Annotated in this window: 20 protein-coding genes and 1 pseudogene; 9 read left to right on the top strand and 12 right to left on the bottom strand. The window is 60.4% G+C overall.

The genetic code is table 11. From position 1 onward, the window contains the following. Positions 1-83: 83 nt before the first annotated feature. On the bottom strand, positions 84-1664 hold the full coding sequence (locus GA0061101_RS17230; RefSeq protein ID WP_037191577.1) for a diguanylate cyclase domain-containing protein: 1581 nt from the start codon (positions 1662-1664) through the stop codon (positions 84-86). 139 nt (positions 1665-1803) lie between these two features. Then, positions 1804-2880 (bottom strand): LacI family DNA-binding transcriptional regulator, encoded by a 1077-nt coding sequence (locus GA0061101_RS17225; protein ID WP_037191580.1) that lies wholly within the window; start codon positions 2878-2880, stop codon positions 1804-1806. A gap of 219 nt (positions 2881-3099) precedes the next feature. On the opposite strand from GA0061101_RS17225, the gene GA0061101_RS17220 reads away from it, so the two are divergent. From GA0061101_RS17220 to GA0061101_RS17195, 6 genes are all read left to right on the top strand, one after another. Then, the gene (locus GA0061101_RS17220) at positions 3100-4053 is read left to right on the top strand and encodes a sugar phosphate isomerase/epimerase family protein (RefSeq protein ID WP_092574260.1); all 954 of its coding nucleotides are present in this window, start codon (positions 3100-3102) and stop codon (positions 4051-4053) included. A 60-nt stretch (positions 4054-4113) separates the two neighbouring features. Further along, on the top strand, positions 4114-5346 hold the full coding sequence (locus GA0061101_RS17215) for an ABC transporter substrate-binding protein (RefSeq protein WP_092574258.1): 1233 nt from the start codon (positions 4114-4116) through the stop codon (positions 5344-5346). Positions 5347-5417: 71 nt separating this feature from the next. Continuing rightward, positions 5418-6305, top strand: coding sequence for a carbohydrate ABC transporter permease (locus tag GA0061101_RS17210; protein WP_037191591.1), 888 nt, complete (start codon positions 5418-5420; stop codon positions 6303-6305). Further along, positions 6305-7189, top strand: a complete 885-nt coding sequence (locus GA0061101_RS17205) for a carbohydrate ABC transporter permease (RefSeq protein WP_092574256.1) — start codon at positions 6305-6307, stop codon at positions 7187-7189. The genes GA0061101_RS17210 and GA0061101_RS17205 overlap by 1 nt, the downstream gene beginning before the upstream one ends. 4 nt (positions 7190-7193) lie before the next feature. Further along, the gene (locus GA0061101_RS17200) at positions 7194-8276 is read left to right on the top strand and encodes an ABC transporter ATP-binding protein (RefSeq protein ID WP_092574255.1); all 1083 of its coding nucleotides are present in this window, start codon (positions 7194-7196) and stop codon (positions 8274-8276) included. Between the two features lie 30 nt (positions 8277-8306). After that, complete coding sequence (locus GA0061101_RS17195) at positions 8307-9959, top strand: GMC oxidoreductase (RefSeq protein WP_047555491.1); 1653 nt, start codon at positions 8307-8309, stop codon at positions 9957-9959. A gap of 160 nt (positions 9960-10119) precedes the next feature. On the opposite strand, the gene GA0061101_RS17190 is transcribed toward GA0061101_RS17195, so the two are convergent. Then, entirely contained in the window at positions 10120-10368 is a 249-nt protein-coding gene (locus GA0061101_RS17190; protein WP_037191599.1) for a hypothetical protein, read from the bottom strand. A gap of 293 nt (positions 10369-10661) precedes the next feature. Between GA0061101_RS17190 and GA0061101_RS17180 the strand changes: the two genes are divergently transcribed. After that, a complete protein-coding gene (locus tag GA0061101_RS17180; protein WP_037191606.1) occupies positions 10662-11885 on the top strand; it encodes an ROK family transcriptional regulator in 1224 nt (407 codons plus the stop codon). Positions 11886-11974: 89 nt separating this feature from the next. Here the strand turns inward: GA0061101_RS17180 and GA0061101_RS17175 are convergent, their stop codons facing one another. The 9 genes from GA0061101_RS17175 to GA0061101_RS17135 all read right to left on the bottom strand — a co-directional run bounded on the left by GA0061101_RS17175 (position 11975) and on the right by GA0061101_RS17135 (position 22866). After that, complete coding sequence (locus GA0061101_RS17175) at positions 11975-13996, bottom strand: beta-N-acetylhexosaminidase (protein WP_037191612.1); 2022 nt, start codon at positions 13994-13996, stop codon at positions 11975-11977. Between the two features lie 27 nt (positions 13997-14023). Beyond that, positions 14024-14494 carry a GNAT family N-acetyltransferase gene (locus GA0061101_RS17170; protein ID WP_037191618.1) on the bottom strand — a complete coding sequence of 157 codons (471 nt, stop codon included), beginning with the start codon at positions 14492-14494 and terminating at the stop codon, positions 14024-14026. A gap of 12 nt (positions 14495-14506) precedes the next feature. Next, positions 14507-15433, bottom strand: a complete 927-nt coding sequence (locus GA0061101_RS17165) for an ABC transporter ATP-binding protein (RefSeq protein WP_037191621.1) — start codon at positions 15431-15433, stop codon at positions 14507-14509. After that, on the bottom strand, positions 15430-16245 hold the full coding sequence (locus GA0061101_RS17160) for an ABC transporter ATP-binding protein (RefSeq protein WP_037191624.1): 816 nt from the start codon (positions 16243-16245) through the stop codon (positions 15430-15432). The genes GA0061101_RS17165 and GA0061101_RS17160 overlap by 4 nt, the downstream gene beginning before the upstream one ends. Continuing rightward, positions 16242-17144, bottom strand: a complete 903-nt coding sequence (locus tag GA0061101_RS17155) for an ABC transporter permease (protein WP_047555486.1) — start codon at positions 17142-17144, stop codon at positions 16242-16244. The genes GA0061101_RS17160 and GA0061101_RS17155 overlap by 4 nt, the downstream gene beginning before the upstream one ends. Then, positions 17144-18124 (bottom strand): ABC transporter permease, encoded by a 981-nt coding sequence (locus GA0061101_RS17150; protein ID WP_037191631.1) that lies wholly within the window; start codon positions 18122-18124, stop codon positions 17144-17146. Before GA0061101_RS17150 ends, GA0061101_RS17155 begins: the two co-directional genes overlap by 1 nt. A gap of 22 nt (positions 18125-18146) precedes the next feature. Continuing rightward, complete coding sequence (locus tag GA0061101_RS17145; RefSeq protein ID WP_037191634.1) at positions 18147-19841, bottom strand: ABC transporter substrate-binding protein; 1695 nt, start codon at positions 19839-19841, stop codon at positions 18147-18149. Between the two features lie 523 nt (positions 19842-20364). Next, positions 20365-20760, bottom strand: coding sequence for a RidA family protein (locus GA0061101_RS17140; RefSeq protein WP_051963252.1), 396 nt, complete (start codon positions 20758-20760; stop codon positions 20365-20367). A 180-nt stretch (positions 20761-20940) separates the two neighbouring features. Continuing rightward, the gene (locus GA0061101_RS17135; RefSeq protein WP_037191636.1) at positions 20941-22866 is read right to left on the bottom strand and encodes a S9 family peptidase; all 1926 of its coding nucleotides are present in this window, start codon (positions 22864-22866) and stop codon (positions 20941-20943) included. Positions 22867-23097: 231 nt separating this feature from the next. Between GA0061101_RS17135 and GA0061101_RS17130 the strand changes: the two genes are divergently transcribed. After that, positions 23098-23892 (top strand): SDR family NAD(P)-dependent oxidoreductase, encoded by a 795-nt coding sequence (locus tag GA0061101_RS17130; RefSeq protein ID WP_047555482.1) that lies wholly within the window; start codon positions 23098-23100, stop codon positions 23890-23892. Between the two features lie 90 nt (positions 23893-23982). Further along, positions 23983-24869: pseudogene (gene ligD, locus GA0061101_RS17125) on the top strand (non-homologous end-joining DNA ligase). Position 24870 lies beyond the last annotated feature (1 nt).

Below are 24870 nucleotides of genomic sequence, written 5' to 3'. Positions count from 1 at the left end.
CAGTTCGACAGATTGAAACAGTTGATAATCAGATGAGGGGTCGCCGGGCCAAGTTCAAGAGCCGCGCGCAAGCGCCGCCAGCCTCACCTTCGACGTCTCGGAACATTGCGATGTCGATAGCTGTCGGACGCCATCTGCCAGGTATTCCGCCCATTGGCTTTCGCCCTGTAGAGGGCGTGGTCGGCCTCCAGAACGAGGGCTTGCCCATCCTGACCCTCCGCAGGTGCCGCCGAAACACCGACACTGATGCCGATATCGACCGGGACACCTTCGATGAGGAAGGATGACTTGAAGGCAGCTATGCAGCCCTGTGCCAGCTCGGCTACATCTCCCTCGTCAGCCTCCATCAGGATGGCGAATTCGTCGCCACCCAGCCGCGCCACCATATGACCCCTCGCGGCCCCTCGCAGGCGCTCGGCGACCATCTTGAGCACATCGTCACCCGCGGCGTGCCCGAAGGTGTCGTTGACCGGCTTGAAGCCATCGAGATCAAGGCAGAAAACGGCGACACGCTTTCCATTATTCGCTCTCAACGCTTCGCCAAGGGCCTTGTAGAAGCACATCCGGTTTGGCAATCCAGTCAGCATATCGTGCGCGGCGAGACGGTTGGCTTCCGCTTCAGCGAGAATCCGGTCGCTGACATCGGCAATGGTCAGCAGAAGACGGCGTTCCTTGCCTTCGTGCAGCACGCGAACATAGATGAGCACGTGACGCTCGGTGCCATCAGCTATTCTCTGCCGCCAGACCGTTCTGGCCTCGCAGTCGCCTCCGAGTTCGAGAAGCGCTCTTGCAAATCGATCGGCCTCGCTTTCGACATGCATGTTGGATGCTTTCCAGGAAAGCAATGCCTCTTTCCCGAAGCCGTAGAAATCCAGCGCGGCCCGGTTCGCCTGCAGGATTTGAAGGCTGCTGCCGTCGCACAGGAGCATGGGCATCGGATTGGCGTCGAACAGCTGGCGCAGCCATTCCTCGCGCTGTTTCAAATCGGTGATGTCTACCCGCGTGCCGATGGCGCCGCCATCGGGGGTACGTCGATCGTCATGCCGCAGCCACCGTCCGTCGCGCAGTTGCTGCTCTTCCTGTGAAACGGGCTGGTGAAATTTCCGCATGCGCTGTCGCAGCCAGGCATCCTTGTCTTCGACAACCTCCCGCATTCGGTTGCTCGCAAGGCTCACCTTCAATATGTCCTCAAAAGCGACGCCGGGTTTCAGATGATCCGCGATGTCCGGGTAGAGTTCCGCATATCTCTCATTCCAGAGAACGTAACGGTCGTTTGCGTCGAAAACGCAAACAGCCTCCGGCAGCATCTCGATGACGTATCGAAGACGCAGGTTCGCCTCGCGTGCCGCGAAAGCCGCCTGCCGCTCTTCGCTCTCCGGTTCGACAAGAACCGCAGTCATTACGTCAGAGGCCGATTGCCAGGTGATGACTTTGACATGACAGTCTCGCCGATGGCGATTGCCGACCACGACAAGCGGCTGTGACGGGGCGGCCAACGGCCAGTCAGGCAGCAGATCCGAGATGACGGTGGCGAAAGGCTGGTCTCCAAGGCCAAAAAAATCACGAGCTTCGGCATTCGCCAAGACGATGGCACCTGTGGGGTCGATCACAAGTGCCGCCATCGGACAGGCTTCAAGGAATGCGACGATTTCCGCGCCCAGCATCTTATCCAGTACAGGCCTTTCGAAGTTAGCATCTATACCTGATTGTAAGACCTGATGGTAAAAGAATGTCCTAAGCTGGATTCCGATATCTCGCCCCTCAAATATCGGCGATTTACGCGTGGGGAGCGAGATGCGGCCGTCAGATACTCGGCCGCGCCGGACCGAAGCTTTCACGCCGAATGAGCTTGCTCGAGATGACGTGACGTGTCGCCGCTCCCCTTTCCGGCGCATCGATCCGTTCCATCAGCAAGCTCACGGCTAGCTGCCCCATCTCCTCGACCGGCTGCTCGATCGTCGAAAGCGGAGGAGAGGAATATTCGCATACCGGTGCCCCGTCGAACGACACGATGGAAAGATCCGCCGGAATTTTCCAGCCCATTCGTTGGACGCAACTCATGAATGAAATAGCCATGTCGTCGCTCGTGGCAATGACGGCGGTCGGCTTCTGCGTGAGATCGGCAAATTCGGCGGCCGCAGCGACGCCGATCTGGAAACCGTGCTGATAATCGAGGGTGCCTCCGGACCTGATGACCGCCGTTTCGGACAGTCCTGCCTCGGCGAGCGCTTCGAGAACGCCAAGATAACGCTCGTTGTCGTGGTAGTTGCCCACCGGCCCGGCAAGATAAAGAAACCGCCTATGGCCGAGAGCGATCAGTTCGCTCGTCGCATCCCGAACGGACTGCCGATCATTCGTGACCACGCTCGGCAGGGCCGCGTGGCTCATGTCGAACAGGAGCGAGACGATCGGCAGGGCCGAATCCTTGAGCGACCGGCCGCCATCGACGGGCAGATCGGAGGAGAGAATGATGGCGCCGCGAACCGTGCCGCCGAAGGCCAGATCGAGGATGTGACGCTCCGAGATCTCGTCGCGATCGAGGTTGGCGATCATCAGATGGTAGCCATTCTGGCTCAGGGACCGGTTGATGCCCTGCAGGACCTGCGGAATGACCTGCGAGACGCCATAGTAGAGCGAACCCGGCAGGACAATCATGACGACGTTGGATTTGCCGACGCGAAGACCTCGGGCCATGGCATTCGGTGTATAGCCGAGCTGCTTGGCAGCGGCATCGATCTTGGCGCGCGTCTTCTCGTTCACCCGACCCGGATTGGCCAGCGCCCGACTGACCGTCGAGATGGCGACCCCCGCCAGCCGGGCGACATCCGCCATCAAAGGTCCCGAATGCTCCTCCACGGGCAGATCCTTGTTATTTTTCACTTTTTTACGTCCTTCCCGATGCCTGCTGCGCGGGATGCTACGGCAATCCCAGAGGTTTAGCAAACGATTGCCAAAAACTGCTTGCATATAAAAGCGACTTGTCTACTATCTAAGCACGGCAAACGATTGCCAGTTGCAGTGCATTGAAATCATTATGGATTATTTGCTGTGGAGCAAGCTCCGCGAACGATCTTCCATGCCTTAGGAACGGATAGTCTCATGACCTCAACGGAACGGCTTCGCTTTGGCGTCGATCTTGTCACTTTCTTCCACCCCGGATTTTGGGGCGTTGGAGATTATGACGGCATCATCGCCCTGTCACGCAGCGAGCCGCGCGCGTTTTGGGACAAGATTCTCGATGCCGTGCAAGCCTCCGGCGTCACAGGCGTGGAGCTTACCTTCTCGCCGTTCAACTGGCAGGATGCGACAAAGACCTGTGGCTCGGTCGAAGCCTTCGCCGCCGAGCTTTCCAAGCGTGGGCTGACACTGGCGAGCGGCTTTTTTGCCGAGCTCGAAGCCGCCGGCGATTTTACCGAAGCATCCGCGCAAGCCGCCATCATCGACAAGGCCGAGAAATACGCCGAGTTCCTCAAGGCCTGCGGCAGCGACATCATGGTCATCGGCGCGCCGCTTCGCCAGACGCTTGGCGCCCAGCCGACACGATTCTTCGATTTCGAACAGGCGCGCAAGATTGCCGACTTCCTCAATCGCCTCGGCGCCACCCTTTACGCCAAGGGCGTGCGGCTGGCGCTTCACACCGAGGCGCACTCGATCTTTGCAGCCGCGCGCGATGTCGATCTGCTGATGCTGCTGACGGATCCGGCCTACGTACATATGTGCCCGGACACGGCGCATATCATCGTTGCCGGCTCCGATCCGCTGCAGCTTGTCGACCGCCACCATGAGCGCGTCATCATCGCCCACTGGAAGGACGCGCTCGGGCCGATGCCCGCCGACACGCCGATCGACGAGCATATCCACGATCGCCATCGCCCCTATTTCTGCGGCTTCGGCCTTGGCCGCGTCGACTGGCCAGGCTGGGCCAGGCTCCTGCGCGACCGTGGATATCAAGGCTGGGCCATTCTCGAGCTCGACGCTGCGCCCGATCCGGTCGCCGACATCGCAAACGGGTTGACGCTCGTACAGCAGGCGCTTCTGCCGATCTATCGATGATGCCAATGATCTGAAGACCAAACGGCCCCGCCAAGAGGGCTTTCTTGAAGAGGTGGAACAATGAAAAACAGAATGAAACTGCTATTGGTGGGAGCCGCCCTCGTCGCGGCATCCACCCCGACCTATGCCGAAGACAAGCCGAAGGCCGAGGTAATGACCTCATGGACCTCCGGCAGCGAAGCCGCCGCCCTCAGTGTCATCAGCCAAGAATTCGAAAAGCGCGGCGGTGTCTGGAAGGATTCCTCCATTGCCGGTTTCGGAGCGGCGGACGCCGCCTTCCAGAACCGTCTGGTCGCGGGCGATCCGCCGGCTGCCAAGCAGGCCGTGATCGGCCTTGCCAATACCGATTTCGTCAATCAGGGCCTTCTGAACTCCATCGACGACGTGGCGAAAGCCGACAAATGGGCAGAGGTCCTGCCGAAATCGATTTTTGATCTCATCTCCTATAACGGCAAGGTCTATCTCTCGCCGAGCGATGCCCATGGCGAAAGCTGGGTGTTTTATTCCAAGGATGCCTTCGCCAAGGCCGGCGTGACCGAGGAGCCGAAGAGCTGGGACGAATTCTTCGCCGCTCTCGACAAGCTCAAGGCTGCCGGTGTGCTGCCGGTCGCCTGGGGTGGCCAATCCTGGCAGGAATCCAAGGTTTTCAATATGATCCTGCTGACCCAGGTCGGCATCGACGGCTTCCTCAAGATCTATGTCGACAAGGAAAAGGGCGATGCATCCGTCGAAGGCGTGAAGAAGACGCTCGATATTCTCGGCAAGCTGCGCGCCTATGTCGATGAAGGGGCTGCAGGACGCAACTGGAACGACGCGACCGCCATGGTCATCACCGGCAAGGCCGGCGTGCAATTTATGGGCGATTGGGCCAAGGGCGAATTCGTTGTGGCCGGCAAACAGCCAGGCAAGGACTATGGCTGCATGCTCGCGCCGCAATCGCCGGGGATGGTCTATGTCGCCGACTCCTTCTCCTTCCCGAAGATCGCCGATGCGGCATCCCAGAAGGGCCAGACGCTGCTCGCGGAGGTCGCCATGGATCCGGCCGTGCAGGTCGAATTCTCCCTGAGGAAAGGCTCGGTGCCGATGCGCACCGATGTCGACAAGTCGAAGCTCGACATATGCGCGCAAAAGGGGCTGGAACTGATGAGCGCGGGCAAGATCGTGCCGGACCAGGCCCTGATCCTCTCGCCGCAGCAGGCTGGTGCGCTCAACGACTTCGTCGACGAGTTCTGGACCAACCCTTCCGAGGACAGCGCCTCCGGCGCCGAGAAGTTCTTCGCGATCTTCGAATAGGGCCTCGCAACGGGCCGATCGGAGGCTTCCCTCCGATCGGCTCTCCTCATTCCTTTTGAAAGGGTTTGCTGATGCAAGCCAAGCGCAGACGTCCCCTTGCTGCGACCTATGCCCTCCTGCCGACGTGGATAGCCGCGATCTTCATCTACATCGGCACGATGGTCTGGTCGGTGCGCCTATCCTTTACGGATTCGACGATCTTTCCGTCATCCAACTATGTCGGCTTTGCCCAGTATGCCAGGCTGTTCCGGACGTCGAGATGGCTCGCGTCCCTGGAAAATGTGCTGATTTTCGGCGTGCTCTATGTCGGAGGTTGCCTCGCCCTCGGCTTTGTGCTGGCGGCAGCACTTGACCGCAAGGTCCGCTTCGAAAGCGTGTTCCGCACCATCTTCCTCTATCCCTATGCCGTGTCCTTCGTGGTCACCGGCCTCATCTGGCAATGGATGCTGAACCCGACCTTCGGCATTCAGGCGACGGTCAGGGCGCTCGGTTGGCAAAGCTTCGTCTTCGACTGGATCGTCAATCGCGACATGGCGATCTACACGGTCGTCTTCGCCGGCGTCTGGCAAGGAGCAGGCCTTGTCATGGTCATTGCGCTCTCCGGCATGCGCGGCATCGGCGAAGAGCAATGGAAGGCGGCCCAGATCGACGGCATTCCAGTCTGGCGCATCTATCTCTCGATCATCCTGCCGCAACTTGGGCCAGCGCTCGTTGCGTCGGGCATGTTGCTCTCCATGGGCGTCATCAAGGCCTACGACCTCATCGTGGCGCAGACCGGCGGCGGTCCCGGTTATTCGACCGAGGTGCCGGCGAAATTCATCATGGACAATCTATTCGAGCGCCAGAACCTCGGCCTCGCCAGCGCCGGCGCCACCGTGCTCGTGCTCTCGGTCGTCATGGCCGTCGCACCGTTTCGATACGCGCTTTATATGCGCGCCAGAAGAAGGGGAGCGCACTGATGGCAGCTCTTCATCCCCGCGGCCCGAAACCATCGCGACCGACGGCCGGCCAGATCGGGCTCTATGCCTTCCTGATCCTGGCAGCGCTGTTCTTCCTGCTGCCGCTCTATACGATGCTCGTCACCTCGCTGAAGACGATGGAAGAGATCCGCCAGGGTCGCATCTTCGCCCTGCCTGATATTATCAACTTCGATGCGTGGAAGACGGCCTGGTCGGGAGCCTGCATGGGCACGCAATGTCTGGGCGTGCGCATCGGCTTCTGGAACTCGGTGAAGATCACCGTGCCGGCCGTGGCGATTTCCGTCTTCATCGGCGCGATCAACGGCTATGCCCTCTCCTTCTGGCGGCCGAGGGGGTCAAACCTTCTATTCGGCCTGCTGATGGCCGGCGGCCTCATCCCATACCAGATCTTCCTTTATCCGCTGGTTCGGCTGCTCGCCAATCTGAGCCTCTATAATTCGGTGGCCGGCGTCGTTCTGGTCCATGTCATCTTCGGCCTGCCGCTGGTGACGCTGTTGTTCCGCAATTATTTCGTCGCCATCCCCGAAGAGCTCTGCAAGGCCGCGCGCGTCGATGGCGCCGGCTTCTGGCGAATCTTCTTCGAGATCATGCTGCCCATGTCCGTGCCGATGGTCGTCGTCGCTTCCATCTTCCAGTTCACCGGCATTTGGAACGACTTCCTGATCGGCCTGGTCTTTGCCGGGCGCGACAATCTGCCGATGACGGTGCAGCTGAACAACATCGTCAACACCACCATGGGCGAGCGCGCCTACAACGTGAACATGGCAGCCACCATCCTGACCGCCGTCGTTCCGCTCGCCATCTATTTCTTCTCCGGCCGCTGGTTCCTGCGTGGTGTCGCCGCCGGGGCCGTGAAGGGGTAATGCCATGCAGCCTGCCGTGTCAGTCAAGGACCTCAAGATCGCCTATGGCGATCACACCGTCATCGAAAAACTGTCGATCGACATCGCTCCGCGCGAATTTCTCGTGTTGCTGGGGCCGTCCGGCTGCGGAAAGTCGACCCTGCTCAACTCCATTGCCGGGCTGCAGGACATCAGCGACGGCGAGATCTGGATATCGGACAAGAACGTCACCTGGGCCGAACCGAAGGATCGCGGCATCGGCATGGTGTTCCAGTCCTATGCGCTCTATCCCCGCATGTCGGTACGCAAGAACCTGTCCTTCGGCTTGCGCGTCGCTGGTCTTCCCAAGGCCGAGATCGAGGCGCGTATCGCCCGCACCGCTTCACTGCTGCACCTCGACAAGCTGCTCGACCGCCGACCCTCGGAACTGTCGGGCGGCCAGCGCCAGCGCGTCGCGATCGGCCGTGCCCTGGTGCGCGAAGTGAACGTCTTCCTGTTCGATGAGCCGCTTTCCAATCTCGACGCCAAGCTGCGCAACGAATTGCGCGTCGAGATCAAGAAGCTGCACCAGAGCCTGGGCAATACGATGATCTATGTGACGCATGATCAAGTGGAAGCGCTCACGCTCGCCGACCGCATTGCCATCATGAAGGATGGCGTGATCCAGCAGCTTGCCAGCCCATCCGAAATCTACCATCGCCCTGTCAACCTCTTTGTTGCCGGCTTCATCGGCGCACCGGCAATGAACTTCATCAGGGGCGAGATTGTTCTAAAGTCAGGCACGCCGGTCTTCGAAAGCAACGGGCTTGCCATTGATCTGGCCAGCTATCCCTTTTTGACTGCCGTCAAGGAGGGTCCCGCCACGCTCGGCATCCGGCCGGAACATATCGCGCCGGATGGTGTGGCAAGCGGCTCGCCCACCATTCCGGGCATCGTCTCCGTCGTCGAACCGATGGGAGCAGACACCGTGCTGTGGTTCGACTGGGCAGGCCAAAGCCTATCCTATCGCATCATGGGCGACGCCGCGCTCCAGCCGGGCATGGCGATCGCACCCCGGCTCGATATCGCCAAAGCCTCCCTTTTCGACGCCGATGGCGCCCGCCTCTGAACCCGCTTTCACAGCATACGGAAATGACTCATGTCTCAGACTATCTATGACGCGCTGGTGATCGGCTCCGGCGCCGCCGGCTCCTTTGCCGCCAAGGAATTGACCGCCCAAGGGCTGTCGGTATTGCTGCTGGAGGCCGGTCCCGCCGTCACGCAGAAGGATTTCGATCCCAATCGAAAGAAGGCGCCTGCAAGCAGCATCAATATCTGGGAGCGAGCCCGCGCCACGCTCAAGGGCCAGCCCATCCAGGCGCGCGCAGCCTTCTTTACCGAGCGCTTCAGCCATTTCTTCGTCAACGATCGCAAGAACCCCTATACGACGCCGAAGGATGCGCCATTCCTGTGGATACGTGGCCGTCAGGGCGGCGGCCGCCTGCACAGCTTCGGCCGCGTGCTGTTGCGCTGGACGGACGATGACTTCAAGATCCGCTCGAAAACCGGCAAGGGTGAGGACTGGCCGGTTTCGTACGAAGAACTCGCGCCCTATTATGCCGAGATCGAATCCAGCCTCGGGCTATATGGCAATCCGGACGGCATCAAGACACTGCCCGACGGCGTCTACGCGCATCCGGCAAAGCTGACACCGGCCGAGGAGACCTTCAAGACGGAAGTCGAGGGACGTTGGCCCAAGCGGCATGTCGTTTCCTGGCGCTATATCGCTCCTGATGCCGAGCGCACGCCGAAGCCGCTACGCGAGGCATTGGCAACCGGTCGGCTGACCATCCGTCATGACGCCATCGTGCGCCGCATCACGACCGATGATCTCGGCGAGCGGGCAACGGGTGCGGAATTCATCGATCGTGTCACCGGCAAAGTCGAGACCGCGCGCGCGGCCCTCGTGGTGCTTTCGGCATCGCCGATCGAAAGCGTGCGGCTGCTTCTCAATTCGGCGACCGCCAGCCATCCCCAGGGACTGGGGAATAGCTCGGGCACGCTCGGGCGCTTTTTCATGGACCAGCTGCCATGCCTGGCCTTCGGCTCCTTCTCGAAAGCAAAAGGCTGGGCAGTCGACGACTCCGCCCCAACGGACCCATTCTACAATCCCTCGGGCGGCATCTTCGTTCCGCGCTTCGGGGAAGGCGATGCGGGCCGCGATGATTTCGACTATCAGGGCAGCATCGGCCGGGCACCGACGCCGGATAACGAGCCTGCACGGCTCGCCTTCTTCGGCTTCGGCCGCATGCTGCCCTATGCCGACAATCGCATCACGCTCGATACAAGGCGCAAGGATGCCTGGGGCATTCCGGTTCCCCATATCCGTTGCGTCATGGGCGATGAGGAGCATGCCCTGCTGCGCCGGCAGGAAGAAATGCTGATCGAGATGGTGCGCGGCGTCGGCGGCGAGCTGGAATTCATCGGTTCGCCCACCGGCCTTAGGGAAATGGGCCGCGGCGCCTTTCCCAATGCCGATCCGTTCAGCCGTTTCATGTTCCGACAATGGTTCCGGAAGACCATGTGCATGGGAGCCGCCATCCACGAGACCGGCGGCGCGCGTATGGGTGCCTCAAGCAAGGACTCCGTCCTCAATGCCCATAATCAAAGCTGGGACGTTCCCAACCTGATCGTGACGGATGCCTCCGCCTTCCCGGGCAGCGGCATTGCCGGCACCACGCTGACCGTCATGGCATTGACCATTCGGGCCTGCAGAAACCTCGTCGATCAATATCGAGCCGGACGATTGTAGCCATCCATTCTTGGAGGGTGGGGCAGCCGGAACCTGGAGAACGGGTCCGCCATCTGTCGAAAGGGTGACCAATCAGATCGTCGTGCACAAACATCAATCCACTCTCGGCCCAGAGAACAACCGGGCCGGGGACCCCTGATCAAGAGCTTGATGTCAGTGATCAACCGCCGACGGCATCGGCGGTGCACTTCTTGACAAAGCTCGTCTTGGCGGCGCCGGCTAGTTTCTTGGTAGCCGCTTGGGCATCGCAAGAACTTGCCGCATCCTTCGCGCACTTGTTGCTGAAACTGGTCAAGGCTGCTCCCGCCAGCTTCTTGTCGGCTGCCTGTGCCTTGCAAGTGGCATCGGCGGCCATCGCTCCGGTGGCAAGGCAGGTTGAAAAAATCGCAAGTCCGAGCAGCCTGATCATCGAAGTCCTCCGGGGCAACCCTCTGCAGAACGCCGAGGTAACCCGACTCTAACCTAACGGCGGCTGTAGTAAAGGCTTCTCCGATCGCCGATGGAGCAAAAAAACCTCCTGTGGGAGCCAACCTTTCGCCCATTGATCCATCTCGTATTGAACCAATCGATAAAAGAATGGAAAGTGGTTATATACCGGGCGAGCAACGGCAAATTACGCCCCGCCCTCCCCGTCACGCAACAGCAGCCCGTGACAAGCAACAACGCTATTCGAACGCTGATCCAGAAATTCCCGATCATCTCATGAAGACAATTTCAGGCACGAATCTCGAACAGGCCAAATCGCATAACCGGCGTGTCGTGATCGAGGCCATTCGCACCAACGGGCCGATGTCACGAGCCGCCATTGCTCGCATCACGGCGCTGACGACACAAACCGTATCCAACATCGTCGAGGAACTCGCGCGTTCGCATCTGCTGATCCCGATGGAAGCGCAAAGAATTGCCCGCGGCCAGCCGATCATTCCCTATACCATCAACCCGAATGGGGCCTATTCCATCGGCCTCGAACTCGGCCGCCAACGGGCCGCCGGCGTACTGACGGATCTTTCCGGCTCGGTTCGCGCCCGCATCGAGCGCCATGTCGACAAACCAGGCCCGACCGAGGCGATGCCGGTGCTTGCCGACATCGTTAGAGATCTGCTGGAGGCCTTTTCCTTTGATCGTGACCGATTGCTCGGCGCCGGCATTGCCTTGCCCGGACGCTATGCGGATGGCGGCGTTACATCGCTCAGCCCGCTCAACCTGCCGGGTTGGCAGGATTTCCCGGTCGCTCGTGAACTGCAGCGGTATATCAAAGTGCCTGTCATTGTCGAGAATGATGCGACCGCAGCGGCGATCGGCGAACGGCTTTACGGTGTTGCGCGTGGCCTTGGGAGCTTCGTCTATCTCTTTCTGGCAGGCGATGGCGGCATCGGCGCCGGCATGTTCCTTGACGGCCATCTCTACAAGGGCAGCCGCGCCAATGCCGGTGAAATCGGCCATATCATCGTCGAGCCGCACGGCAGGCTGTGCAGCTGCGGCAAGCGCGGCTGCCTCGATCGCTATGTATCGCCATCCGTCGCCTACGAATGTCTTGGCATCGAAAACGCCCAGGAGCTTTTGCCTGACGATCTCGATGCGATGATCGCGGCCAATAGCCGAGGTCTCGAGGTCTGGCTGGAACAAGCGGTGCAGCCGCTGCGCCAGACGATCGATTTTCTCGAGCTTGCCTTCGATCCGCAGACTATCGTGCTTGGCGGCAGTGCGCCGACAACCCTGATGACACAGCTTGCGGCGCGTCTGGAACCGCTGCACATTCCCGTGAACCCCGAGGAAGAGCGCACGATCCCTCGCCTGATGGTTGGGGCGACCGGCAAGGATACCGCCATTCTCGGCGCCGCCGCCCTGCCGATCTTTTCGGAAACGAACCCGCAATTCGATGTCCTGCAGAAGCCGATCATCCACCGCACTGTCCAGCAACTGTGACGAACGGTCAGGGCCATTGAGCTTGCAGATCACTGAAACGCAATCGGGCGCGGCACAAGTGCCGCGCCCGAGGGCCATGCATCAAGCTGTCAGAATTGATACAGGCCGTATAGCAGCGGCATCGTGCCGACAAGCGCCTTGAACCGCTCCCAGGATTTTGCCGATGGTTTCGTCCAGCCGGTTTCGGCAAGCGCCGAGAGACGCGGGAAGACCAACCGGTCGAAGATGGCCCGATCCGTCATCGACTCCGACCAGATGCAGGCCTGAATGCCTCGAAGTTTTTCTTTCTGGGCGTCCGTCCAGCCACCGACGGGATCGAAGGTGTAGAGTTTCTCCGGGTCCGAATGGCCCGCCCAGCTTGCGCCGGGCTCGTCCCAATCCGGGCGCATCGCCATGTCGAGATAATAGACCTGCCCCGGGCAAACCACGATCTCGTATCCGCGACCGGCAAGCTCGGCCGCGACTTCGACATTGCGCCAGCTGCAGAGATAGCTCTTGTCCTTGTCGATCCTGTCGCCATGGGCAGCTTCTTCCCAACCGCCCGTCACGCAGCCCTTTGAGGCCAGAAATGCCTGGATGCGCTCCAGGAACTCCGCCTGCAGGAAGGCCGCGCCGGAGCCGTGAATATCGTCGGCTCCATGCGTATTGGTGATGACGTTCAATCGCTTGGCATGTGCTTGTGCAATTTCATCACCAGCGAGTTCGCGCAGCCGCGCCAGCGCCTCCGGCGAGCCGGACCAGGCGCCCAGCGGCACTTCGTCGGCACCGATATGGATCGTCTTGAACGGGAAGAGCTCGATCAGTTCGGAGAGGATCGTCTCGATCACCTCATAGGTCTTTTCGCGCGCCGGGTTGATGCAGTTATCCGGAAAACCTTGAACCGAATAATAGCTGCCAGCCTCATTGGGATCGCGAAGCTCGGGAATTGCCTGCAGCATGGCGTAGCAATGGCCCGGTATATCGATCTCGGGCAAGACCTCGATGCCGAAACCCCCAGCATAGCTGACGATGTCACGCACGGCTGCCTTGGTATAGTAACCGCCGGTGCGAGCCGGGCTGGAGCCGAGAAGCGGCGGCAGCGGCAGGCCGTGACCACGCCACGCTCCGATCTCGGTCAATGCCGGATAAGCGTCGATTTCGACACGCCAGGATTCGTCATCCGACAAATGCCAATGGAAGCGATTGAGCTTGTTCCAGGCAAGCACCGCCATCAGCTTCTTGATCTCGGCGGTGCCATAGAATTGGCGTGCGACATCCAGATGCAGCCCGCGCCATCCCATGGCCGGCTCGTCGACGATCTCGCCACCCGCCGGGAAATAAAATGCCTGTGGATGCAGACGCGCACCGCGCCAGATCTGGCCGATAGTGACCAGACCATAGACGAAGCCGGTCTGTGTACTCGCTTCGACCGTGATGGCCTCCGGCGAGAACGCCAGCCTGTAGGCCTCAGCACCGAGACCTTCAACCTGGTGCAGGTCCACCGGCACTGCCCCCTCCGCCTCGGAGCGGATGAGACCTTCGGCCGAGAAGAGATGCTCGACAAGAGCTGTGAAACTTGCAGCGGCAGCCTGCGCTTCCGGAGCAATAGCCTTCAAGGCAAAGCCTGCCGGCAGCGGGCGGCGGGAGGAAACGGCAACGCGGTTCGGCCAGGGAATGATCGACAGCGGCACCGGCGGATTGGCCGGCACCGGGTAGATTTCCGCACCGCGCTTCAACGGCGCATTGCTTGACGATGTTCGCGTCGGCTCCGTACCAAGTGAAACCGTGGTGCCATCGGGCAATGCGAGATAGGCGCTATTGGCCCCATCGTTCCAGTGGCGAAACTGCCAGCTCAGCGCACGGACCGTGATGGTCCATGTATCGCCGGCGGCCAGTACGAAACCATCAGGCGGCTGGAACTCGGTGAAGTTGGACAGCCGTTTGGAGACCGTGGCACCTTCAACGATACCAGCCGGATCGACGCGGCCGGGGCCGCTGACGCAGAGCGAGAAGCCCGAAAGCTGCTCGGATGAAAGGTTCTTGAGCCGCAACACATAGGAAAATTCCTTGCCGTCGGCCGGCGGGTTCCAGGTTGTTTCCAGCCGCAGAGCCAGGGATCGCGGTATCGACATGAACATTCTCTCTTTATCTAAAATCGTTCAAAGCTTGAGCATGCCGGCATAAATGCCGGGCGCGGAGTTGGGGATCGGCATCGCGCCGACCGCTTTCTCGTAGAACTCCGATGGACCGACATCGCCGATGACAGCATAGGCATAACCCATGGCCTTCATGTCGGTGAGGGAGGCAAACAGCAGCGCCCGGCCGATGCCGAGACCCCGCATCTCCTCCGCAACGCCGGTCGGGCCGAAGAAACCGCGCGCCGTCGCCTCGTGGCAGGCAAAGCCGACAAGCTCCTGATTGCGCGTGGCAATGAAGCAGGTCGGCGGCTGACGCGTCATCGCCACGGTCGTCTCGCTCGCCCAACCTTGGCTGAAATGGTCACCGACCCAGCCGGTGATCAGCCGCAGCTCCGGCGGCAGGGCACGCCGGATGGTGATGCCGGCTTGCGTCATCCGCTCGGGTGACTGCGTATCCGGCGGCAAGGTCGATAGATTGACCAGATAATCCAAGGTGAAATCCCCCTAGTTCGATGTGGCTAGCGCACGCATGAAATGATTGGTGCCGACCTGCTCGACCACGGTCGAGATCGGCCGGCTGAGCGCGCGGACTTTCTCCGCTTGCTCGAGGAAGCGGGCGCTGCCGCCGGTCACGAACCGGCGGCCGCCGTCCGGAACCGCGGATAGCAGCAGCTGCGTATAGGGATGCTTCGGAGCGGCGAGCACCGTAGCGGTGTCGCCCCATTCCACCATCTGACCGGCAAACATCACGACGATCTCCTCGGCGACATGGGCAGCCGTGGCGATGTCGTGGGTAATGTAGAGCATGGCGAGGTCGTTCTCCCGCTTCACACGCGCCAGCAGTTCCAGGATGTCCTTGCGGATCGAGACGTCAAGCATCGAAGTCGGCTCATCGGCCACCAGAATGCTCGGCGAAACAGCCAGCGCGCGGGCGATATTGACGCGCTGGCGCTGACCACCCGATAGCTCATGCGGAAACTTCTGTCGCGTCAGCGCCGGATCGAGGCCGACACTTTCCAGAAGCCGCATTATGTCTTCGCCGCGCCCGGCTTTCGGCTTGTCCTGCCCGTGCAGTTGCAGCGGCCGCGACAGATGATGATTGACGGTAAAGGCCGGGTTGAGCGAGGAGAACGGGTCCTGGAAGACCATCTGGACATCCTTGCGGTACGGCCGCTCGTCGTTGCCGGAGCCGCGCGCGGTGCGATCCTGTCCCCGAAAGAAAAGCTTGCCGCCGGTCGGCCTGTCGAGCCGCGCGATGATCCGGGCGCAGGTAGTCTTGCCGCAACCGGATTCACCGACCAGAGCCAATGCACGCCCCGCAAACAACGAGAAGGATACGCTCTTGAGCGCCTGCACGGGACCGAAATCGCGCTGAATGTTCTCGAGCTGGATGACGGGTTCGGCAATCGATGCCTGTGTCTGCGGTTTCATACCAAAGCTCCCGAAAGGTGGACGTTGCCTGGAAGCTGCGGAATGGCGTTCCAGAGCTTGCGCGTGTAGTCATGAGCGGGCGCCTGGCTGACCTGCGTGACGTCACCGACCTCGACGAGCTCACCCTTCAGCATGACGCCGATGCGCCCGCAAAGCTGGGCCATCAGATGCAGATCGTGGGTGATGAACAGCACCGAGAAACCATAGGTCTGCTGGAGGTCGAGGACCTGCTCGAGAATTTCGCGCTGAACGACGACATCGAGTGCGGTCGTCGGCTCGTCCATGATGATGAGTTCGGGTCTGAGCGCCAGGCATATGGCGATGACGATGCGCTGGCGCATGCCTCCGGAAAACTGATGTGGATAATCGCCGACGCGATGCGCGGGAATGCCGACCAGCTTGAACATTTCCTCGGCGCGGGCGCGGGATTCCTGACGGGAGCAGCCAGTATGGCGGTGCAGGACATCATGAAACTGTGCTTCTACCCGCATCAGCGGGTTGAGCGAGTTCATGGCGCTCTGGAAGACCATGCCGATCCGCTTCCAGCGGATCTTCTGCAGGTCGATCTCCGGCATCCGCAGCAGATCCTGCCCATCCAGGCGGATACTTCCACCGCTGACCCAGGCCGGCGCCTTGGAAAGCCTGGTTATGGCATAGGCGATGGTGCTCTTGCCGCAACCGGATTCGCCTGCGAGACCGAAAATCTCGCCGCGGCCGATGTTGAAGGAAACATTCTTCACCGCCCGGAAGTCACCCTTGTCGACCAGATAGTCGATATTGAGGTTTTCAATTTCCAGCAGATTGTCGCTCATTGGCCAGCCCTCATCATGCGGTTGCGGGCTCGGGTCAGGCGGAACCACCGGGTCAATGCCGGGCCTGAGCGCAATTGCGGATTGGCGATTTCGTCGAAGGTGAAGTTGATCAGCGCTAAGCCGAGGCCCGTGAGCGCAATACCGGCGGCGGGAACGGCGATATCCCACCATGCGCCAACCATGATCGCCGAGGCATTCTGGGCATTGTAGAGCATAGTGCCCCACGTGACCTTCAGCGGATCGCCGAAGCCGAGATATTCGAGCGTCGTCTGCGCAACGATGGCATAGATGATGCTGCCGACGAGGTTGATGCCGATCAGCGGCGTCAGATTGGGCAGGATTTCAACGAAGATAATGCGCCAGGCCGGCTCGCCGATCATCTTGGCGGCAGTGACGAAATCGCGATTGCGCAGCGCCATCGTCTGCGACCTCGTCATCCGCGCACCCCAGGGCCATGAGGTCAAGGCGATGATCGTCATGATCGTCATCGGCCCGACCGTGCCTGCAAAGGAGGCAAGCAGGATGAGCAACGGCATATTGGGTATGACGAGCACGGCGTTGGTCGCGAGATCGAGCACCGCGTCCGTCTTGCCGCCGGCGTAGCCGGCGATAAGCCCGATGGCAGTCCCGATCACGGTAATGGCGATGCCGGTCGCAAAGCCCACCGAAAGCGAGCTCCTGGCACCCCAGACGAACTGCCGGTAGACGTCGCGACCCATCTTGGTGGTGCCGAAGACATGCTCGACCGATGGCGCCTGATGCGAACGGCCGACGCGTGCACCAGGCTCGCCCGGCGCGATGACCGGCGCAAAAATGGCCATCAGGCACAAGACGGCAATGATGACGAAGCCAAAGAGGGCCTTCTTCTGGCTGAAGATTGATTTCAACGCGAAGCCCATTACGTCCCCTCCCTCAATCTCGGATCGACCAGGCCGTAGATGATGTCGACCAGGAAGTTCGCTGCGAGGGTCGCCATTGTCATCAGAAGCAACTGGCCCTGAATGACGGGATAATCGCGGGCCACGCTGGCGGTGAACAGCGTCAGGCCAAGGCCCGGATAATTGAAAACGATCTCCGTGACGATCGAGCCGCCAAAGACCGCACCGAGCATCAGCGCCAGGTTGGTCAATACGGGCAGAAGGGCGTTGCGGGCGCCATAGCTGAACATGACTGCGAGATTGCTGAGCCCTTTCGCCCGCCCCATGGTCACATAGTCCTCCCCCAGTATAACGATCATGGAGGAGCGCATGGTCGTCTGGAATTCGCCGATGAGGAATGGCGAGAGCGTCAGGACCGGCAGGATGGCATGCATGAAGACGCTGCCGGCGAATGTGAAGTTGAAGCCCGGATCGAGATTGGGATCATAGGCGTACCCCACGGGGAACCAGCGCAGCGATACCGCAAAGACGAAGAGGATCGTCAGGGCGATGATCACGGGCGGTATCGAGAACATGATCACGGCGAGAGGCGATACGACAGTGTCGAACCGCCCGCCGCGGCGCCAGGCCGAGATCGCCCCGAGCACGACGCCGACGCACAGCGAAAAGATGATCGCCGTCACCACCAGGAAGATCGTCCAGAGCGTGGCACGGCTCAACACCTGCACCACGGTCTGCGGATAGTATTTGACCGAAACGCCAAGATCGAGCGTCGCGAGGCCTTTGAGATAATCGACGAACTGCATCATGATCGGCTGATCGATCTCGCCGAAGCGCGCCTTGATTGCCTCGACGGCGGCGGGCGTTGCCCGCGGCCCGAGCTGGGCCACCATGGCGTCGACGGGACTCCCCGGCATGAGCCGGGGAAGAATGAAGTTCACGACGATCGCGAAGGCCAAAGCCACCGCATAGACGCCCAGGCGTCGGCTGGAAATACGCATGTCCGCTTCCCTTGCTTAGGTCTTATTGGACCGGCTTCAGACGCAAGAGATGCATGAGGCGCATGCGGTTGTTGTCGTGATTTTCCGGGTTCATGACCGGATCCTTGTCGGTGACCCAGCCCGTAAACCGCTTGCTGGAATACTGGTACCAGGTCGGTCCGTTGAAGACCGGCACGACCGGGAAGTCATCGGCGATCAGAACCTGGATATCGTTGAAGATCTTCTTGTGATCGTCATCGGAGGACGACTTCCGATACTGATCGAAGAGCGCGTCGAGCTTCGGGTTGGAGTAGCGCGGTGCGGCGACGGTGAGCTTACCGGCATAGTCCGTCGACAGGCTCTGGTAATAGCCCTGGAACGGTGTGGCGCTGTCGGCGCGCGAGTTCATGACGACATCGAAGCTGCCGTCGAGAAGCTGCTTGCGCCACTGCTCGTATTCAGGCGTGGCGACCGAGGCATTGATGCCGATGGCCCGCAGCCCTTCAACGGCGATCTGCACGGCGTCGATCCAATCCGTCCAGCCATTCGGCACGATGACAGGGAAAGCGATCGGCTTGCCGCTTGGCGTGGTGCGGAAGCCGTCGGCGCCCTTCTTGTAACCGGCGTCATCGAGAATCTTGTTCGCCTTGTCGGTGTCGAAGCCCATGAAGGCATCCTTGTCGCCTTCGGCAGCCTTGTTGCGCCAGGATTCGAAACGCGGTGGCAGACCGCTCGCATGCAGGTTGACGACCGGATAGCCGAAGCCGGCAATATCGACCATCGACGTGCGGTCCATCGCCAGGCTGAAAGCGTGACGGAAGTTCAGGTCCTTGAAGGCCTCCAGATTGCCGACATTCGTGGACTTGAAGTTCATCTGGAAGGCGACGGTTTCCGCCGGCGGCTGCCAGTAACCGTTATGCTGCGGATCAAGTGCCACGAAGGTCTTGTCTATCTGCGGCAGGAAAGAACCGATCCAGTCGACCGTGCCTTCCGGCAGCAGCGCCAACATCTGGTCGTTGCCCGAGATCTGCGGCAGGCGCAGGCAATCGACATGCAGCGACGCCGCATCCCAATAATTCGGATTGCGGCACTGCTCATAGACCTGCGGAGTAAAGCGGCGAACCTCCGTCATCGGCCCGGACCCGATGGGCTTCTCATTCTTGTAGGCGACCGGATCGGCAATGTTCTTCCAGATATGCTCCGGCACGACGGCAAGGTCGGCCAGGGATTCGGGGAATTCCGAATTCACGGCCTTGAGGTTGATCTTTACCTGGGTCGGCGAAGGCGTCTCGACGGAAGCGACAGTCTGGCCAACGCCGACGGTGTCGACAGCCGGGTTCTTCAGCATCAGGTCGATCGTGTATTTCACGTCGGCCGAGGTCAGCGGCTGGCCATCCGACCACTTCACGCCGGGACGCAGCTCATAGGTGATCGACATCAGATCATCGGAGAACTTGTAGCTCGTCGCCAGACGCCAGACCGGCTTGCCGCCGTCATTGGCGTTGAAGATGACCAGCGGCTCATAGATGAAATCCATCGTGCTCTGGCGGCGACCGGCCAGATCGAAGGGATTGAAGTTACTGACCCAGCTGGTCTGCTCCTCAATGTGCATCGTCAGCACTGATTCGGCGGCCGAGGCGACACCCGAACCGAATGCCAGCGTGGCGCCCAATGCCGCCGTCGCAAGCCATGGAGCCCGGTGCAAAAGATTACGCAATCTGCTTTTCTTCATTCCCATTTTTAGTTCCCTCTCGTTTATTTCGAGTAGTCAATCAAATTGATTTAATCTTGAGTTTGCGCACACGTCAATCCGCTGATTGGAAATCAACAAGCATTGGCGTGAGCAATCACGCGCAGCCGCTGCTGACTGAGCGGCGATCTGTCACAATCGAAATTATGGAGAGACTGGCGGGCTGTCCGGCTCACTCCGGTCATATGCCGATAACGGGGCGCTGGCCGGTTTGGACTCTTGTTCAACAGGGAAACGCCCGGGAACAGATGTTGTCCGCAGAGAAATGGCCGCAGCGCCGCCGGGACGAGTGGCTAGAGCAATTCCAGGAAAAGTGCGTAGCGGTTTTCCGTCCGGAATTGCGTAAAAACAATAGCATAGAGCGGTCAGGCGATTCCGTGAAACGCGTAACCGCTCTAAAATACGGATCGCGGCGCCGCAGGCGCGCACCGCAATCCCTTCGCTGCAAGACAGCTCCGCTTTGGAAGCGACACCTCAAAACGGAGCTTCTAAATAATCAAGGAGCGTCAGTTCAGTCGAGCGGCTTGTAGGCGATGACGTCCATCTCGACCTTTACATCGACCATCATCGGCGACTGAACCGTCGAGCGCGCCGGCGGATGATCGATGAAATGCTTCTGGAAGACCGCATTGAAACTGGAAAAATCGCGTGCGTCGTCCAGCCAGGCATTGACCTTCACCACATGCTCGAGGGTGCAATCGGCCAGGGCAAGAACTTCCTTGATATTGGCGATGACCTGCTCGGTCTGCGCGACGATATTGCCGACCACGACCTCGCCGTTGACGGTCGGAACCTGACCCGAAACATAGACGAAATCCCCGGCACGCACGGCCTTGGCGAAAGGACGCCGCTGGCCGCCGGCCTGACTATCGGCGATATCGAAACGGATCAGCTTGTTCTTGCTCATGATATATTCGGTCTCTCTCTGTTGTCGAAAGCCGCAGTCGCCATCGCTTCATTATCAATGAGGGCCAGGCGCTCGACTCCATTGCCATCTTCCTTATCCGCCGTGACACGGCGACGCCAGAGGCCTCTTCCCGATCCTTGTCGAGGTTCACGCATGGCCGTGCGCATCATGGCGGCGGTCTTATTGATCTTGCAAACCAGGTATGAGGCCCCGACCCGCCTTGAACTCGAGAGACGAGCCCTCGAAGGCATCACCTAAGGGCTCGAACCGACCGCCCAGATGCGCAGCGAGAAACGCCTCGGCGACTGCGGCAAAGGACCGGCGGTTTTCCGCGTGCCCGAGGCCGTGACCTTCGTCGGGATAGGAAATGTAAGTAACGGGAATGCCGTGCTTCTGCATCGCGGCGACGATCTGATCGGATTCCGATGCCTTGACGCGAACGTCGTTGGCTCCCTGAGCGATCAGGAGCGGTCGCACGATCCGGTCCGCTCTGTTGAGTGGCGAGCGTTCCTCTAGAAACTGAAGGCCCTCGGGCGTATCGAAATCTCCCATCCGGGTCTTCCACAGCGATTTCCAGGGCTTCCAATATTCTGGGATCGTGTTGATGAAAGTGACCAGGCTGGATATTCCGACGAGGTCGATGGCGCAGGCGAATTTCTCCGGCGTGAACGTCAGCCCGACAAGCGCGGCATATCCGCCGTAGCTCCCACCCATGATCGCAATTCTGGAAGGATCGGCAATGCCTTCGGCGATCGCCCAGTCGACCGCATCGATCAGGTCGTCATGCATTTTCCCGGCCCATTCGAGATTCGCGGCATTGACGAAGGCCTTTCCGAATCCGGTCGAACCGCGGAAATTGACGCTCAGAACCGCGTAGCCGCGATTGGCAAGCCATTGATGATTTGCAGAAAGGCCCCAGGCATCCCGGCCCCAGGGGCCACCGTGAACCAGCAGCACCATCGGCAGCTTTGCGCCGGCCTCCGCTCCATCCGGCAGTGAAAGGTAGCAATGCAAGTCCAGCCCGTCGCGCGAGCGGATGGTCGACGGCGTCATCGGAACCAGCGGCGCGTTTTCGAGAGCCGGTACCGAGCCGAACAGCCGCCGTTTGTGCTTTGCGACGTGGTCGTAGTGGAAATATTCAAGCGGCGCATCGTCGTACTGGTAGGCGTAGAGGATATGTCTCCGGTCCTGCGACATGCCTGCAAACAGTAAGTCCCCGCGAGAATCCTGCGTGAGGAACGCCAAAGTCTCTTCGAATTCCGGATCGAGGGCCTGCCACTCGATCCGCTCGAACTGGCGTGCGGCGGCCAGCGGGCGCCGAGTGATTGGATCCAGCACAACGGACACATAATCGGATTGCTGGTCTTCAGCGAGGACGCGTGATTGTCCGCCGCGCAGATCCTGAGCGACAACCGCCGCTGTATTACGCCCGCGGCTGTCCAGCCAATAGAGCTCGCGGCCATCGCTGCTGTATTCAATCGGTCGGGTGGTGAGGGCGTCCTCAACGTCGATCAGCGTGAACCGTTCCCACACTCCTTTCCCATTCCTTTGAAGATATTCGGTCGCACCATTTTCGGTCTGGCGACTTGCGAACCGAACATGGAATTGATCGTCGGTGAAAAAGCCGCCGAACTCTTCATTGAGGTGCACAGGAGCAGCGTCACCACTGGCTATATCGACGCGATAGAGATCGACATAGCGCTTGTCGCGCTCGTTATGGGCAATAAGCAGCTCAGCCGGAAAATGCAGCGACCTCTGTTGGATGTAGGCAGTCACTCCTGGGCTTGGCGTTAGGTATCTGGATTCTCCCGTCTCGACATCAACCCTCCAGATCTGCCAGTTCTCGTCGCCTGCTTGGTCGCGGGCATAGACGACATAGCGGTTGTCATGCGTCCACAGATGCCATGCCGCAATATTTCTGTCCCTGACTTCAGTCACCGGCCTGGCGTTGCCCACATCGTCGAGCGGTGCGATCCATATGTTCAGTATGCCGTCCAAGGGCGCCTGGAAGGCAACGTGCGTCCCGTCGGGGCTGATGCGAACCACACGTCGCTCAGGGTCGGAGAAAAGACGACGGCGAGAGATCAATTCGGGAGGGTTGTCCAAGGCGAGGCTCCTATCGCAGCGATCCGATGGGAACGTAGTTCAGGAGCTGCAACCGGCAATACCGCTCGAAGCAATCAATGGGAGAAGTTTTCGTTCAACGGGATTGCCTGCCTGCCCTTCCCGAAGCCGCGTCTTTTTGTCGGTCACGCCTCGATTGCCTTGCCGCGCCTGTGCCTGCTAAGACAGGACCGATTTCGTCATATGATTGATTGATGTTCAGGAGGAGTCGTCATGACAGAACTTGCGCAGTCCCTTGCGTCCATTCGTATTCCCGATCTTGCCGGCAAGCGTGTGCTGATCACCGGCGCCTCGACTGGTATCGGAGCAGCGCTTGCACTCGCCTTCGCCGCGCAGGGCATGAAGGTCGGCCTTCACTTCAATGCCAGCCGCGAACCGGCCGAACGGCTGGCTGCCGAGATCAAGGCCAGCGGCGGTACGGTGCATCTGATCCAGGGCGATGTCTCGCAGGATGGCGAGACGGAACGCGTCGTCAATGAAGCCGCCGAAGCTCTTGGCGGCCTCGATGGGTTGGTGAACAATGCAGGCGGTATGCTCGGACGACTGCCGACCTCGGCCATGACCGACGAGCACTATGAGCGTGTGATGAACTTGAACGCCCGCTCGGTACTCGCCGCGACCCGCGCCGCCCACCCTCACCTCAAGAAGCAAGGCGGCTTCGTCATCAACACCACGTCGATCGCCGCCCGCAACGGCGGCGGCAATGGCGCGATCCTTTATGCCGCCTCCAAGGGCTTCGTCTCGACCATTACCCACGGTCACGCCAAGGAATTCGTCAACGACAAGATCCGTGTCAATGCGGTCGCGCCGGGCGTTATCGCAACGCCGTTCCACGAGCGCTATACCAATGACGAGCAGATGGAATTGCAGCGCAAGACCATTCCCATGGGCTTCGTCGGCACTCCGGAGGATTGCGTCGGCGCCTATCTGTTCCTCGCGTCACCGACACTGTCCGGCTATATCACCGGCCAGATCATCGAGGTCAATGGCGGCCAGCTCATGCCGTAAGGCGCTAGAGGTGATCGACTTTTTGCGCCGGGCAATGGTAATCTTTGCTCGGCGCGGCGATCGCGCCGAAAGAAGATGGAGCGCATGCGAATGGCAAAGACGCCCATTGAGAACCGGATCGAAACCTCCGTTCAATTGACCCACCCCGAGCGGATCTACTGGCCTGACGACGGTGTCAGCAAGCAGGATCTCGTCGATTATTACGCATTGGCCTGGCCGCGCATGGCGCCTTTCGTCGTCAATCGTCCCCTGGCGCTGCTGCGCTGCCCGGATGGCATAAGCGGGCCGCGCTTCTTCCAGAAACATGCCTGGAAAGGCATCAATCCGCATATCGAAGAAATCGCCGATCCCGAGGACAAGGACGGCGCCAAGCTCCTGAAGATCGCGGATTTCGACGGCCTTGCGGCACTCGTCCAATCCGCGGCGCTGGAAATACACCCCTGGGGCACCACCACCGATCATTGGGAAAAACCCGACATGATCATCATGGATCTCGATCCCGGCGAGGATGTCGCTTGGGCCAAGGTCATCACGGCTGCGAAGGAAATACGGGAGCGTTTTTCTGCCCTGGGGCTTACCTCCTTCATCAAGACCTCGGGCGGCAAGGGTCTGCATGTGGTTGCCTCCCTCAAGCCCAAGGCGGACTGGCCGCAGGTCAAGGATATAGCCGAGGCGATTGCGCATTCTATGAGCGCCGATAGTCCTGACGCATATTGTCGGTCGCCAGCAAGGCAAAGCGGACCGGCCACATCTTCATCGATTACCTGCGCAACGGCCGCGGCAACACCGCGGTCGCACCTTATTCGACGCGCGCAAGGCGGGGTGCACCGATTTCGATGCCGTTAGCCTGGGAAGAGTTGACCAATAAGATCGGACCCGCCTCCTTTACGGTAAGGAACGCGACCTCGCGACTGAGCAAGGCCAGCGGCGATCCTTGGGCCGACTTCTTCGATGCCGCTTCACCGCTGAAGACCTAAT

Origin of the sequence: Martinezella lusitana (assembly GCF_900094565.1) — a bacterium.
GTDB lineage: Bacteria > Pseudomonadota > Alphaproteobacteria > Rhizobiales > Rhizobiaceae > Rhizobium > Rhizobium lusitanum.
The sequence above is the reverse complement of the archived record's forward strand: the minus strand, read 5'-3'. Positions and strand labels throughout refer to the sequence as shown.

What these genes read in the sequence shown, in the direction of transcription:
- GA0061101_RS17220 (WP_092574260.1), top strand. Translation starts at nt 3,100, where the DNA reads ATGACCTCAACGGAACGGCTTCGCTTTGGCGTCGATCTTGTCACTTTC.
- GA0061101_RS17230 (WP_037191577.1), bottom strand. Translation starts at nt 1,664, where the DNA reads ATGCTGGGCGCGGAAATCGTCGCATTCCTTGAAGCCTGTCCGATGGCG.
- GA0061101_RS17200 (WP_092574255.1), top strand. Translation starts at nt 7,194, where the DNA reads ATGCAGCCTGCCGTGTCAGTCAAGGACCTCAAGATCGCCTATGGCGAT.
- GA0061101_RS17195 (WP_047555491.1), top strand. Translation starts at nt 8,307, where the DNA reads ATGTCTCAGACTATCTATGACGCGCTGGTGATCGGCTCCGGCGCCGCC.
- GA0061101_RS17190 (WP_037191599.1), bottom strand. Translation starts at nt 10,368, where the DNA reads ATGATCAGGCTGCTCGGACTTGCGATTTTTTCAACCTGCCTTGCCACC.
- GA0061101_RS17215 (WP_092574258.1), top strand. Translation starts at nt 4,114, where the DNA reads ATGAAAAACAGAATGAAACTGCTATTGGTGGGAGCCGCCCTCGTCGCG.
- GA0061101_RS17150 (WP_037191631.1), bottom strand. Translation starts at nt 18,124, where the DNA reads ATGCGTATTTCCAGCCGACGCCTGGGCGTCTATGCGGTGGCTTTGGCC.
- GA0061101_RS17180 (WP_037191606.1), top strand. Translation starts at nt 10,662, where the DNA reads ATGAAGACAATTTCAGGCACGAATCTCGAACAGGCCAAATCGCATAAC.
- GA0061101_RS17160 (WP_037191624.1), bottom strand. Translation starts at nt 16,245, where the DNA reads ATGAGCGACAATCTGCTGGAAATTGAAAACCTCAATATCGACTATCTG.
- GA0061101_RS17140 (WP_051963252.1), bottom strand. Translation starts at nt 20,760, where the DNA reads ATGAGCAAGAACAAGCTGATCCGTTTCGATATCGCCGATAGTCAGGCC.
- GA0061101_RS17175 (WP_037191612.1), bottom strand. Translation starts at nt 13,996, where the DNA reads ATGTCGATACCGCGATCCCTGGCTCTGCGGCTGGAAACAACCTGGAAC.
- GA0061101_RS17155 (WP_047555486.1), bottom strand. Translation starts at nt 17,144, where the DNA reads ATGGGCTTCGCGTTGAAATCAATCTTCAGCCAGAAGAAGGCCCTCTTT.
- GA0061101_RS17205 (WP_092574256.1), top strand. Translation starts at nt 6,305, where the DNA reads ATGGCAGCTCTTCATCCCCGCGGCCCGAAACCATCGCGACCGACGGCC.
- GA0061101_RS17130 (WP_047555482.1), top strand. Translation starts at nt 23,098, where the DNA reads ATGACAGAACTTGCGCAGTCCCTTGCGTCCATTCGTATTCCCGATCTT.
- GA0061101_RS17210 (WP_037191591.1), top strand. Translation starts at nt 5,418, where the DNA reads ATGCAAGCCAAGCGCAGACGTCCCCTTGCTGCGACCTATGCCCTCCTG.
- GA0061101_RS17145 (WP_037191634.1), bottom strand. Translation starts at nt 19,841, where the DNA reads ATGGGAATGAAGAAAAGCAGATTGCGTAATCTTTTGCACCGGGCTCCA.
- GA0061101_RS17165 (WP_037191621.1), bottom strand. Translation starts at nt 15,433, where the DNA reads ATGAAACCGCAGACACAGGCATCGATTGCCGAACCCGTCATCCAGCTC.